The organism is Burkholderia sp. YHN3-13, from assembly GCF_055810675.1.
This window is the reverse complement of record NZ_JBVVNQ010000016.1, coordinates 117,588-130,016: the sequence shown is the minus strand read 5'-3', so window position 1 is coordinate 130,016 and position 12,429 is coordinate 117,588. Positions and strand designations below refer to the sequence as shown.

General features: G+C 68.7%; 13 protein-coding genes. 8 read left to right on the top strand and 5 right to left on the bottom strand.

Going from position 1 to position 12,429, the window contains the following annotated elements; genetic code table 11:
- Positions 1 to 41: 41 nt before the first annotated feature.
- Positions 42 to 749 carry a Crp/Fnr family transcriptional regulator gene (locus AC0KUR_RS28790; protein ID WP_175028262.1) on the top strand — a complete coding sequence of 236 codons (708 nt, stop codon included), beginning with the start codon at positions 42 to 44 and terminating at the stop codon, positions 747 to 749.
- A gap of 87 nt (positions 750 to 836) precedes the next feature.
- Positions 837 to 2,048, top strand: a complete 1,212-nt coding sequence (gene chrA, locus AC0KUR_RS28785; protein WP_473376726.1) for a chromate efflux transporter — start codon at positions 837 to 839, stop codon at positions 2,046 to 2,048.
- Positions 2,049 to 2,152: 104 nt separating this feature from the next.
- On the opposite strand, the gene sodB is transcribed toward chrA, so the two are convergent.
- Complete coding sequence (sodB, locus tag AC0KUR_RS28780) at positions 2,153 to 2,731, bottom strand: superoxide dismutase [Fe] (RefSeq protein WP_011352986.1); 579 nt, start codon at positions 2,729 to 2,731, stop codon at positions 2,153 to 2,155.
- 227 nt (positions 2,732 to 2,958) lie between these two features.
- The gene (gene xseA / locus AC0KUR_RS28775; RefSeq protein ID WP_473376725.1) at positions 2,959 to 4,341 is read right to left on the bottom strand and encodes an exodeoxyribonuclease VII large subunit; all 1,383 of its coding nucleotides are present in this window, start codon (positions 4,339 to 4,341) and stop codon (positions 2,959 to 2,961) included.
- Between the two features lie 450 nt (positions 4,342 to 4,791).
- Between xseA and lpxK the strand changes: the two genes are divergently transcribed.
- The 5 genes from lpxK (at position 4,792) to AC0KUR_RS28750 (ending at position 8,752) form a co-directional block, all read left to right on the top strand.
- On the top strand, positions 4,792 to 5,820 hold the full coding sequence (gene lpxK, locus AC0KUR_RS28770) for a tetraacyldisaccharide 4'-kinase (RefSeq protein WP_124609890.1): 1,029 nt from the start codon (positions 4,792 to 4,794) through the stop codon (positions 5,818 to 5,820).
- Positions 5,801 to 5,995 (top strand): Trm112 family protein, encoded by a 195-nt coding sequence (locus tag AC0KUR_RS28765; RefSeq protein WP_006482216.1) that lies wholly within the window; start codon positions 5,801 to 5,803, stop codon positions 5,993 to 5,995. Before lpxK ends, AC0KUR_RS28765 begins: the two co-directional genes overlap by 20 nt.
- A 93-nt stretch (positions 5,996 to 6,088) precedes the next feature.
- The gene (gene kdsB, locus AC0KUR_RS28760; protein ID WP_034191140.1) at positions 6,089 to 6,880 is read left to right on the top strand and encodes a 3-deoxy-manno-octulosonate cytidylyltransferase; all 792 of its coding nucleotides are present in this window, start codon (positions 6,089 to 6,091) and stop codon (positions 6,878 to 6,880) included.
- A gap of 208 nt (positions 6,881 to 7,088) precedes the next feature.
- Positions 7,089 to 7,751, top strand: a complete 663-nt coding sequence (gene adk, locus AC0KUR_RS28755) for an adenylate kinase (RefSeq protein WP_034191141.1) — start codon at positions 7,089 to 7,091, stop codon at positions 7,749 to 7,751.
- A gap of 242 nt (positions 7,752 to 7,993) precedes the next feature.
- Positions 7,994 to 8,752, top strand: a complete 759-nt coding sequence (locus AC0KUR_RS28750; RefSeq protein ID WP_059560268.1) for an SDR family NAD(P)-dependent oxidoreductase — start codon at positions 7,994 to 7,996, stop codon at positions 8,750 to 8,752.
- A 65-nt stretch (positions 8,753 to 8,817) separates the two neighbouring features.
- On the opposite strand, the gene AC0KUR_RS28745 is transcribed toward AC0KUR_RS28750, so the two are convergent.
- Positions 8,818 to 9,660 carry a SirB1 family protein gene (locus AC0KUR_RS28745; protein ID WP_034190561.1) on the bottom strand — a complete coding sequence of 281 codons (843 nt, stop codon included), beginning with the start codon at positions 9,658 to 9,660 and terminating at the stop codon, positions 8,818 to 8,820.
- 8 nt (positions 9,661 to 9,668) lie between these two features.
- Entirely contained in the window at positions 9,669 to 11,285 is a 1,617-nt protein-coding gene (murJ, locus tag AC0KUR_RS28740; RefSeq protein WP_473376734.1) for a murein biosynthesis integral membrane protein MurJ, read from the bottom strand.
- A gap of 238 nt (positions 11,286 to 11,523) precedes the next feature.
- Between murJ and rpsT the strand changes: the two genes are divergently transcribed.
- Positions 11,524 to 11,796: a 30S ribosomal protein S20 gene (rpsT, locus tag AC0KUR_RS28735; protein WP_006482211.1), complete on the top strand. Its 273-nt coding sequence runs from the start codon at positions 11,524 to 11,526 to the stop codon at positions 11,794 to 11,796.
- Between the two features lie 152 nt (positions 11,797 to 11,948).
- On the opposite strand, the gene AC0KUR_RS28730 is transcribed toward rpsT, so the two are convergent.
- The gene (locus AC0KUR_RS28730) at positions 11,949 to 12,269 is read right to left on the bottom strand and encodes a DUF3579 domain-containing protein (RefSeq protein ID WP_011546046.1); all 321 of its coding nucleotides are present in this window, start codon (positions 12,267 to 12,269) and stop codon (positions 11,949 to 11,951) included.
- Between the last annotated feature and the right edge of the window lie 160 nt (positions 12,270 to 12,429).

Here is a 12,429-nt window from a genome sequence, read left to right as displayed (position 1 = left end):
ACGCCCGACAACCTCTGTCAGCTACCCGACATCGCGTGCCCATGCCAGCTCTGCTCGCCCCATACCTGCCGCAGATCGAAGCGAACCCGTGGTTCGCCGCGCTGCCGCCCGCGTTGCGCGCGGACCTGCTCGCCGGCGCGGCGCTGCGCCGCCTGCCGGCCGGCCACGCGCTGTTCCGGCGCGGCGACCCGCCGTGCGGGCTGTACGCGGTCCTGGCCGGTTCACTCACGATAGGTGCGGTCGACCCGCAGGGCAAGGAAGCGCTGCTGACGGTGGCCGAGCCCGTCACGTGGTTCGGCGAAATCGCACTGTTCGACGGCCAGCCGCGCACGCACGACGCCATCGCGCTCGACGACGCGCTGCTGCTGCACGTCCCGCAGGCCGCGCTGCTCGCGATCCTCGATGCGACGCCGCAATACTGGCGGCAGTTCGCGCTGCTGATGGCGCAGAAACTGCGCCTGAGCTTCCTGACCGTCGAGGCGATGAGCGTGATGCCGGCCGCGCAGCGGCTCGCCGCGCGCCTGCTGATGATCGCCGAAGGCTACGGCGGCATCAGCGCCGGGCGCACGCGCGTGCGGCTGTCGCAGGAAACGCTCGCGTCGATGCTGTCGCTGACGCGGCAGACCACCAACCAGTTGCTGAAGGCGCTGCAGGCCGACGGCGTCGTGCGGCTGCATGTCGGCGAGATCGAGCTGGTCGACATCGACGCGCTGCGCCGCGCGAGCGGGCTGGGCGACGGCACGCGCTGAGCAGCGCGTGCCGCGCTGTCGCACGCCGCCCCGCCGCCGCCGCGTTGCGCTATCGTGTCGGCTCGTCCGATCTCCCCGCGCCCCATCTTGAATCCATCGACCGCCGCCGCCCCGCCCCGTCATCCGTGGCCCGTCTTCGTCGCGTTCCTGCGGCTCGGCCTCACGTCGTTCGGCGGCCCGGTCGCGCATCTCGGCTACTTCCGCGCCGAATTCGTCACGCGGCGCGGCTGGCTCAGCGAACGCACATATGCGGATCTCGTCGGGCTGTGCCAGTTCCTGCCGGGGCCCGCGAGCAGCCAGGTCGGGATGGCGATCGGCCTCGCGCGCGCCGGCTATGCGGGCATGTTCGCCGCGTGGCTCGGCTTCACGTTGCCGTCGGCGCTGCTGATGATGCTGTTCGCGCTCGGCGTTCACGCGACGGGCGCACCGATCGAAGCCGGCGCGCTGCACGGGCTGCGCATCGTGTCGGTCGCGGTGATCGCGCAAGCCGTCTGGGGGATGGCGCGCACGCTGTGCCCCGATGCGCGCCGCGTCACGCTGATGGCCGCGGCCGCGTGCGTCGCACTGCTCGCGCCGGCCGCGTGGACGCAAATCGCGGTGATCGCCGCGGCCGGTGCCGCCGGCCTCGCACTGTTGCCGCAACCGGCACGCGACGCGCACGAACCGTTGCCGCTTCACGTGTCGCACCGCGCGGGCATGCTGTGGCTCGCGCTGTTCGCGGCGCTGCTCGTCGCGCTGCCGTTCGCGGCCCGCGCGCTCCACTCCGATACGCTCGCCGTCGTCGATGCGTTCTTCCGCACCGGCGCCCTCGTGTTCGGCGGCGGGCACGTGGTGTTGCCGCTGCTGCAGGCGGCCGTGGTCGCGCCCGGCTGGGTCGGCGATTCGACGTTCCTTGCCGGGTACGGCGTCGCGCAGGCCGCGCCGGGACCGCTGTTCACGTTCTCGGCGTTCCTCGGCGCCTCGCTGCGCGACGCGCCGAACGGCTGGCTCGGCGGCACGCTCGCGCTGGTCTCGATCTTCGCGCCGTCGTTCCTGCTGATTGCCGGCACCGCACCGTTCTGGGAGCGCCTGCGCCGCAGCACGCGCATGCAGGCCGCGCTCGCGGGCGTGAACGCGGCCGTCGTCGGGCTGCTGCTCGCCGCGCTCTATCACCCGGTCTGGACCGACACGATCGTCGCACCGCGCGACCTGGCCGCCGCGCTCGTCGCCTACGTCGCGCTGGTGTTCTGGCGCGTGCCGCCATGGGCCGTCGTGCTTGCGAGCACGGCACTCGGCTGGGCGCTCGGGCCGGCCGCCTGATCCGGCACGCGCGCCGCCTGCCCGCGCGACAAAAAACAAAAAAGCCCTCGAAACGAGGGCTTTTTCGGGGTGCTGCGCGCCGTGGCGGCACGCCGGCGCCGGACTTACGCGAAGTTCTTCGCCGCGAAGTCCCAGTTCACGATGTTCCAGAACGCTTCGACGAACTTCGGACGTGCGTTGCGGTAGTCGATGTAGTACGCGTGTTCCCACACGTCGATCGTCAGCAGTGCCTTGTCGGCGGTCGTCAGCGGCGTCGCCGCGTTGCTCGTCGACACGATGTCGAGCGAACCGTCAGCCTTCTTCACGAGCCATGCCCAGCCCGAACCGAACGTGCCGACTGCGGCCTTCGTGAACGCTTCCTTGAAGGCGTCGTACGAACCCCACTTCGCGTTGATCGCGTCGCCCAGCGCGCCCGTCGGTGCGCCGCCGCCGTTCGGCGACAGGCTGTTCCAGAAGAACGTGTGGTTCCAGATTTGCGCGGCGTTGTTGAAGATGCCGCCCGACGACTTCTTCACGATCTCTTCCAGCGACAGGTTTTCGAATTCCGTGCCCGGGATCAGATTGTTCAGGTTCGTCACATAAGCCTGATGGTGCTTGCCGTAGTGGTACTGGATCGTCTCGAGCGAGATGGTCGGCGCGAGTGCGTCTTCAGCGTACGGGAGCGGCGGGAGCGTATGAGCCATGGCGATTCCTTCGTTGAGTATGTAGGGAGGGCGTGTTGGATGCTGCCGAGCGTCCGATTGTAGGCGAGACCGAATAACCCCGCAAACTCGCGGGCCATTTATCCGCGGTATGCGGAAAAGCGATGTTCGCGCGGCGTCCGGCAGGACGAACCCGACGATGCGCAGCATCCGTTCCCGCGCACGATGCGTCCGTTGCGGCGGCCTTCGCCCGCCTTACGGCGATTACGTCAGATCGTATCGGTCAGCCGCGGCTGCACGTCGGCGAGCGACACGTCGGCCGAGCCGTCGGCGAGATGCACGGTCAGGCGCCGCTGCGGCTTCAGCGCGTTCGGCGCGCGCACCGCGCGGCCCGTCTGCGCATCGATCAGCGCCGCATAGCCGCGCTCGAGCGTGCGCTGCGGGCTCAGCACCTCGAGCCGCGCCGCACAGGCCGACACGCGCGCCGTGTCGCGTTCGTGACGGCGCTGCCACGCAACCGCGAGCCGTTGCGACAGCCCCGCGAGCGCCTGGCGCGCCTGCGACGGATCGGGCCGCGCGCGCTGCCAGCGCAGCTGCACGAGCGCGAAACGCGCACGCGCATCGCGCACCGGCCGCGACGCCGCCGACGCGAGCCGCACCGCGAGTTGCTCGACGTGCGTACGCTGCCGCTGCAGCCGCTCGGCCGGGCTCACGAGCCGGCGCGAGAGCCAGTCGAGCTGCTGCGCGCGCTGCTCGAGCCGGCGCGCCATGCCGCGCGCGAGCGCACGCCGGCGGTCGTCGACCTCGCGTAGCAGCAGCGCGCGCTGCGGGCTCGCGAGCTCGGCCGCGCCGGTGGGCGTCGGCGCGCGCACGTCGGCCGCGAAATCCGCGATCGTGAAATCGGTTTCGTGCCCGACGCCGCTCACGACCGGCAATTCGCTCGCCGCGATCGCGCGCGCCAGCGCTTCGTCGTTGAACGACCACAGATCCTCGATCGAGCCGCCGCCGCGGCAGACCAGCAGCACGTCGACCTCCTGGCGCGCATTCGCGGCCTCGACGGCCGCGACGAGCTTCTCGGCGGACCCGGCGCCCTGCACGGGCGCCGGATAGACGATCACCGGAATGTGCGGCGCGCGGCGGGCGAGCGTGGTCAGCACGTCGCGCAGCGCGGCGGCCTGCAGCGACGTGACGATGCCGATCGCACGCGGATGCGCCGGCAGCGGCCGCTTGCGCTCGGGCGCGAACAGGCCCTCGCCTTCGAGCTGCGCCTTCAGCCGCAGGAACGCCTCGTACAGGCGCCCCTGCCCGGTGCGCCGCACGGCCTCGACATTGAGCTGCACTTCGCCGCGCGGCTCGTACATCGTGACGACCGCGCGCACCTCGATCCGGTCGCCTTCGCGCGGCGTGAATTCCGCATACTGCGCCCGGCCGCGGAACATCACGCAGCGCATCTGCGCCTGCTGGTCCTTGATCGAGAAATACCAGTGGCCGCTCGCGGCGCGCGTGAAATTCGACACTTCGCCCGAAATCCACAACAGCGGAAACGAACGCTCGAGCATCGTCGAAATCGCGCGATTGAGCGCCGAAACGGGAATCACGTCGTCGCCGCCGCGCGTCGCGCCGGGTGCGGAAAAAGGGGTGTCGGAAAGCATGGGCGGTCGGATGAATGCTGGCGGCGACACGATAGTCCGACACGCGCGCGGCGTCCAGCGCCGGCCGCATTCGCCGCGGCACGCGGAAGGTGTCCACACTCTGGCAATCTTCCGCGTAAAACGCATTAAAACCGCTGGAAAACCCAGACGATTGACGATAACGCATTGATTTTTATATATTTTTAAATCTTTCGAAATGATTCTCATCCGATTCGATGCCCGCCCGGCGGGCGTTTGAGGTGCTCGGGCGGGGAGTTTTTCACAGAGTTATCCACAGCCCGTCCCGATCCGGCCCCGCGAGCCGCGTCGGCCGGCCGCGCTTGCCGCGGCCGCCCGCGGCGCGCTAGAGTGCCGCCTTCCGCAGACCCCGCGGCACGCGCCGCCCAACGGAGAATCCGCCTTGACGAATCCGTCCCACGCCGCGGCGCACGATGCGCCGCGCCCGGCCCGATGAGCGCGCCCGGCGGCCCGCTCGCGCGGCTCGAAGCGCACCTGACACGCGAATGGCAGCGGCGCGGCGCGCTCGCCTGGGCGCTCACGCCGTTCGCCTGCGTGTTCGGCCTGTGCGCGGCGCTGCGACGCACCGCTTACACGCAGGGCTGGAAAAAGCCGGTCGACGTCGGCGTGCCCGTGGTCGTGGTCGGCAACGTGACCGTCGGCGGCACCGGCAAGACACCGACCGTGATCGCACTCGTCGACGCGTTGCGCGCGGCCGGCTTCACGCCCGGCGTCGTGTCGCGCGGCTACGGCGCGAACGTGACGGCGCCGACCGCCGTCACGCCGGCGTCGCGCGCGAGCGCGGCCGGCGACGAACCGCTGCTGATCGCCCGCCGCACCGGTGCGCCCGTATGGGTGTGCCCCGACCGCGTCGCGGCCGCGCGGGCGCTGCGCGCCGCGCACCCGGACGTCGACGTGATCGTCAGCGACGACGGCCTGCAGCACTACCGCCTCGCGCGCACGGTCGAGCTCGTCGTGTTCGACCACCGGCTCGGCGGCAACGGCTTCCTGCTGCCGGCCGGGCCGCTGCGCGAGCCGCTGTCGCGGCACCGCGACGCGACGCTCGTCAACGACCCGTACAGCGGCACGCTGCCGCCGTGGCCCGACACCTACGCGCTCGCGCTGACGCCGGGCGCCGCCTGGCACCTCGACCAGCCAGCGCTGCGCCGTCCGCTGTCGCAGTTCGCCAACGAGCGCGTGCTCGCCGCGGCCGGCATCGGCGCGCCGGAACGCTTTTTCGCGACGCTGCGCGCGGCCGGTCTCGCGCCGGCGACGCGCGCGCTGCCCGACCACTACGCGTTCGCCGACAATCCGTTCATCGACGACGCGGTCGATGCAATCCTGATCACCGAGAAGGATGCAGTAAAATTGGGCGCTTCCTGGCGCGATGCCCGACTGTGGGTCGTCCCCGTCGAAGCCGCGCTCGACCCTCGCCTCATTGCCCTCGTTGTGGAGAAACTCCGTGGACGCTCGCCTGCTTGAAATCATTGTGTGCCCTATCTGCAAAGGCCCGCTCCACTACGACCGCGCCGCGCAGGAGCTGATCTGCAATGCGGACAAGCTCGCCTACCCGATCCGCGACGGCATCCCCGTGATGCTCGTCGACGAAGCGCGCCAGACCGTCGAAGGCACGCCGGTCGATCCGGCCGGCCGCTAAGCCGCCCGCGGCGCCCCGGCCGGGGTGCCGAACCCTGCCGGCCGCCCGGTTCCGGACGCGCCGCCTGCCCCGTTCTTCTCACCGCTCACCCCGATGACTCACCCGCAACCCTTCATCGCCGTCATTCCCGCCCGGCTCGCGTCGACGCGCCTGCCGAACAAGCCGCTCGCCGATCTCGGCGGCAAGCCGATGGTCGTGCGTGTCGCCGAGCGCGCGCGCGAGGCGGGCGCACGGCAGGTGCTCGTCGCCTCCGACGCGCAGAGCGTGCTCGACGCGGCGCGCGACCACGGCTTCGAAGCGGTGCTCACGCGTGCCGACCATCCGTCCGGCACCGACCGGCTCGCGGAAGTCGCGGCGGCCTTCGGGTGGAGCGACGACACAGTCGTCGTCAACGTGCAGGGCGACGAGCCGCTGATCGACCCCGTGCTGGTGCGCGACGTAGCGTCGCACCTGGCCGCGCATCCGGCCTGCGCGATCGCGACCGCCGCCCACCCGATCCACGACGCGGCCGACGTGTTCAACCCGAACGTCGTGAAGGTCGCGCTCGACGCGCAAAGCGTCGCGCTGTACTTCTCGCGCGCGCCGATTCCGTGGAGCCGCGACGCGTACCAGCCGCACTGGCCGGACGTCGCGGCCATGCCTGCGCCGGCTTTCCCGGTCTATCGGCACATCGGCCTCTATGCCTATCGCGCACGTTTCCTGCGCACTTATCCGTCGCTCGCGCAGGCGCCGATCGAACAGGCCGAGCAGCTCGAACAGCTGCGCGCGCTGTGGCACGGCGAGCGCATCGCGGTGCGGATCACCGAGTCCGCGCCCGAAGCCGGGATCGATACGCCGGCCGATCTCGCGCGCGTGCAGGCCCTTTTTCGGCCGGGTTCAAAATAACCCGTGGCATAATCAGGCGATTGTGCGAGCCGTCCGCGACCAGCGCGTTCTCGCTTGACCCCGCCCGCGGCCTTGCCGGCAGCCGCGCGTCGCCCAAGTCGACGCGCCGCATCAGACCGGCCCGCCGCGCGCCAGGCAAGCCCCGCGCCCGCCGTCGCCGACACCTTTGAGGCTCGCCACACGAATCTACATACTTGGAGATATCACCATGCGTTTGATCCTGTTGGGCGCGCCCGGCGCGGGAAAGGGCACCCAGGCAAACTTCATCAAGGAAAAGTTCGGCATCCCGCAAATCTCGACGGGCGACATGCTGCGCGCGGCCGTGAAGGCCGGCACGCCGCTCGGCGTCGAAGCGAAGGGCTACATGGACGCCGGCAAGCTCGTGCCGGACGCGCTGATCATCGGCCTCGTCAAGGAGCGCCTGAAGGAATCCGACTGCGCGAACGGCTATCTGTTCGACGGTTTCCCGCGCACGATCGCGCAGGCTGACGCAATGAAGGAAGCCGGCGTCGCGATCGACTACGTGCTCGAGATCGACGTCCCGTTCTCGGAAATCATCGAGCGCATGAGCGGCCGCCGCACGCACCCGGCATCGGGCCGCACGTACCACGTCAAGTTCAACCCGCCGAAGGTCGAGGGCCACGACGACGTGACGGGCGAACCGCTGATCCAGCGCGACGACGACAAGGAAGAAACCGTCAAGAAGCGTCTCGAAGTGTACGAAGCGCAAACCAAGCCGCTGATCACGTATTACGGCGACTGGGCACGGCGCGGCGAGGAAAACGGCCTGAAGGCACCGCAGTATCGCAAGATCTCGGGTCTCGGCGCCGTCGAGGAAATCCGCGAGCGCGCGTTTGACGCGCTGAAGTAAGCCACGCGTCGCGCATCCGCAGAAGCCGCCCTTTCCGGGCGGCTTTTTTTTCGCCTGGCCGGGATTCGAAGGACCATGCTTGTATCGCCTCCGCGCGACGACGCCCCGTACAATCGGCATCGGACGGAATAACCGCTTTGCATGGGACCTCCCTAGGCGCTAAAGCGCCAAGGGCGGTCGACGCTTTGCATGGGACCTCCCTAGGCGCTGAAGCGCCAAGGGCGGTCGACACGGAGACAGTCATGGAAATTCGCGGCAACGTGTTTCTGATCACGGGCGGTGCATCGGGCCTCGGCGCCGGCACCGCGCGAATGCTCGCGCAGGCCGGCGGCACGGTCGTGCTCGCCGACCTGAACGAAGCGGCCGGCACCGCGCTCGCGACCGAACTGGGCGGCATATTCGTACGCTGCGACGTGTCGAGCGAGGCCGACGCACAGGCCGCCGTCGACGCGGCGACACGCGCGGGCACGCTGCGCGGCCTCGTGAACTGCGCGGGCATCGCGCCGGCCGCGAAAACCGTCGGCAAGGACGGCGCTCATCCGCTCGACGTGTTCGCGAAGACGATCAACGTGAACCTCGTCGGCACGTTCAACATGATCCGGCTCGCGGCCGCCGCGATGGCCGCGACCGCGCCGACCGCGGAAGGCGAGCGCGGCGTGATCGTCAGCACCGCGTCGGTCGCCGCCTTCGACGGACAAATCGGCCAGGCCGCGTACGCGGCATCCAAGGCCGGTGTCGCCGGCATGACGCTGCCGATCGCGCGCGACCTGTCGCGCAGCGGCATTCGCGTGATGACGATCGCGCCCGGCCTGTTCGAGACGCCGATGCTGCTCGGCATGCCGCAGGACGTGCAGGACGCGCTCGGCGCAATGGTGCCGTTCCCGCCGCGGCTCGGCAAACCGGCCGAATACGCGATGCTGGTCCGCCAGATCGTCGAGAATCCGATGCTCAACGGCGAAGTGATCCGCCTCGACGGCGCGATCCGGATGCAGCCGAAGTAAGCGCACAAGAAAAACGCCCGCGATGCGGGCGTTCTTGCTCGTTCCTGCAACGGTGCGACGGCGGCTCAGTCCTCGCCGTCGCGTTGCATCCGCTGCCGCAATTCGGTGACCTGCGATTCGACGACGGTCGCGTCGTCCGCCTCGGGCCGCTCGCCCAGATACTGCTCGAGATCCTCGAGCGCGGGGCGCAGGTAGTCGAGCCGCGCATACGCGAAGCCGCGGTCGCGCACCTCGTCGAGCTGCTCGGGCAACAGGATCACGAGCCGCTGCTGCACCGCGAGCAGCCGCTGCCAGCGTTCCGTCTGCAGATAGATCGTTTTCAGGTTGCGCAGCATCCGCGCGATGATCTCGCGGCTCGTCGCCGGTTGCAGCAGCGCGCGCAACGCGCTGTCGACCGCGCCGGCCGCGCGCGCGACGTACGGCTCGAGCATCTCGACCATCTCGGCCTCGGACAGCGAATGGCCGTTGGTCGGATCGATGATCAGGTCGCCGTCCGGCAGCGTGACGCGCAGCAGGAAATGGCCGGGGAACGACACGCCGCGCGCCGGCACGCCGATCTGCTCGGCGAGCTCCAGGTACAGCACCGACAGCGAGATCGGAATCCCGCGCCGCCGCTTCAGCACGGCGTTCAGGTGGCTGTTATCGGGGTCGTAGTAATCGTTGTGATTGCAGGCGAAGCCGAGTTCGCGGAAGAAGAAATCGTTCAGCGCGGCGACGCGGCCCTTCAGGTCCGCATCGTCGGCGAGCCGCCGGCGCAATCGCGCCGCCAGCATGTCGAGTTCGGCCAGCGTGCCCTGCAGGTCGAGGTCGGGATACGCGTCCTGCGCCAGCGACAGCGCGGTTTCCGTGACGGGCAGACTGTCGTCGTCCGCCACGAGCGTGCTGAAGTAGTCGAGGACGCGGGTCATTGCGGTCGTCACTTTGCGCGCCTTCTGAAGTAAGCGTATTTGAAGCCCATCACCCACAACATACCGAAATATAGTGCAGCGAACAGCACGAGGCACGCCGCCATCAGCGCAATGCGCTCGAGCGGCTGCGTGCGCATCCCGGTCCAGTCGAAGCTGATCGCGCACCAGTGCATCAGGCCCGCGAGCACGAGCGCCGCGCCGACGAGCTGCATGAAGAAGCGCAGCCAGCCCGGCGAAGGCTGGTAGATGCCGCGCTTGCGCAGCCCGAAGAACAGCAGCAGCGAGTTCAGGCACGCGCCGACGCCGATGCTCAGCGTGAGGCCCGCGTGGCCGATCAGCGGCACGAACACGTAGTTCGAGAGCTGCGTGACGATCAGCACGCCGATCGCGATCTTCACGGGCGTCTTGATGTCCTGCTTCGCATAGAAGCCCGGCGCGAGGATCTTGATCAGGATGATGCCGACAAGGCCGATCCCGTAGGTCGCGAGCGCGCGCGAGACCATCGTGACGGTATGCGCGTCGAACTTGCCGTAGTTGAACAGCGTCGCGGTAAGCGGCGTCGCGAAGAAGAACAGCGCGAGTGCGCTCGGCGCCGCGAGCAGGAACGTGACGCGCAGCCCCCAGTCGAGCAGCGCGGAATATTCGTGCGAATCGGCATCGACGTGCGCCTTCGACAGGCTCGGCAGCAGGATCGTGCCGAGCGCGACACCCAGCAGCGCCGTCGGGAATTCCATCAGGCGGTCGGCGTAGTTGATCCACGACACGGCGCCCTGCCCGAGCCGCGACGCGATATTGGTGTTGATGATCAGCGACAGTTGCGCGACCGACACCGCGAACGTCGCGGGCACCATTTTCGCGAGCACGCGCTTCACGCCCGGGTGACGCAGCGCGCGCAGCGGGTTCAGGCCGATCAGCGGCACCATGTCGATCTTCTTCAGCCCCGGCAGCTGCACGAGGAACTGCAGCACGCCGCCGACGATGACGGCCCACGCGAGCGCGTAGACCGGCACCTTCAGGTGCGGCGCGACGAACACGGCCGCGGCAATGAACGCGACGTTGAGCAGCACCGGCGCGAACGCGGGCAGCGAGAAGCTCTTGTACGTGTTGAGCACGCCGGACGCGAGCGTCGTCAGCGAGATGAACACGATGTACGGGAACATGATCTGCGTCATCGTGACCGCGAGCGGAAACGCCTGGCCGTCGGTGTGCAGGCCGGACGCGACCGCGAACACGACCCACGACGCGCCGGCGATCCCGACGACCGACAGCACGGCAAGCGTCCACGCGAGCACGGTGGACATCGCGTCGACGAGCGCCTTCGTCGCATCGTGCCCCTGCTGGTTCTTGAACTCGGCGAGGATCGGCACGAACGCCTGCGAGAACGCGCCTTCGGCGGACAGGCGGCGCAGCAGGTTCGGAATGCGGAAGGCGACGTAGAACGCGTCGGTGTATTGACTGGCGCCGAACGCACGGGCGATCAGCGTCTCGCGGGCCAGTCCGGTCACGCGCGACAGCAGCGTGAAGCCGCTGACCGTCAGCAGGGCTCGGAATAGATTCATGGGGCGCTTATTATACGGACGTTGCGCGACCCGGCCAGCGGCCGACGCCGAAAAGCGCAGCGACAGCCGGCGCCTCGTCCCGCGGGTATCACTTCGAACTTGCCACTCGCTTGATTTTGTTGCTATAATCGCCGGTTTCTGGGCTCGTACATGCGCGGCAACTGCCGTTTTCATGTCCCTGCCTCGGTTAAAATCACCGTTTTTTTATGCGCCCCTGGGCAATCGTTCTCAGGGGACGGATCGAAAAGCAGCGCTTGGCCGTCAGGCTCCAAGCTCTGGAAACAGGACAGGATAAGGAACCGTCATGGCTAACTCCGCACAAGCACGCAAGCGCGCCCGCCAGGCCGCGAAGGCAAACTCGCACAACTCGGCGCTGCGCTCGAAATTCCGTACCGCGATCAAGTCGGTTCGCAAGGCTGTTGAAGCCGGCGACCAAGCAAAGGCTGCCGAGCTGTTCAAGGCTGCCGTGAAGACGATCGACACGATCGCCGACAAGAAGATCGTTCACAAGAACAAGGCCGCTCGCAGCAAGAGCCGCCTCGCCGCAGCCGTCAAGGGTCTGCAGGCAGCAGCGTAAATCCGGTGCGCCCGCTCGCGCGGGCGTTCCTGTTTCCTGCGATCGCAAAAAAGCCCGCCTAGGCGGGCTTTTTTGTTGCCTGTCGCCCGCGCATCACGCGGGGCGGCGGGTCTTGCCGCGGCGGGCGCAGCCTGCGCCCTCGCCTGCCGGCATCACTTCTTCGTATTGTAGTCCGGCAGCTCGCACGCCTCGGTGACGACGAGGTTGTTGTCCTTCGCGAAATTCAGCACGAAATCGAAAGCCATCGGTTCGATGTCGCGCAACCGCGAATCGAGAATCACGCACTTCAGGTCGCCGAGCATCGTCGGGCGCACGTACAGCGAATACTTGAGACGCGCATTCGGCCCACTCGCCCCCGGCCCGAAGCAGGCCATCACACCGGCCAGACGTTCCGACCAGTCGCTCGGGCGAAACTTTTTCCCGTCTTTCGTGATGCCCTGGATGAAGAATTCGGTCGGAGGGGTTTCAGCCATGTGGTTACCCAAGTGACGGCCCGGCGATGTCCAGGCAACAGCGCCTGGATACGCGAACACAAAGCTGGAACGGACGGCGGCACAAGCGTTCCGATATCCCGAAAACGGGACGCCGGTGCGCGCCGCCGGCGGACTGCACCGGATTTGTGCAGCGCACGGC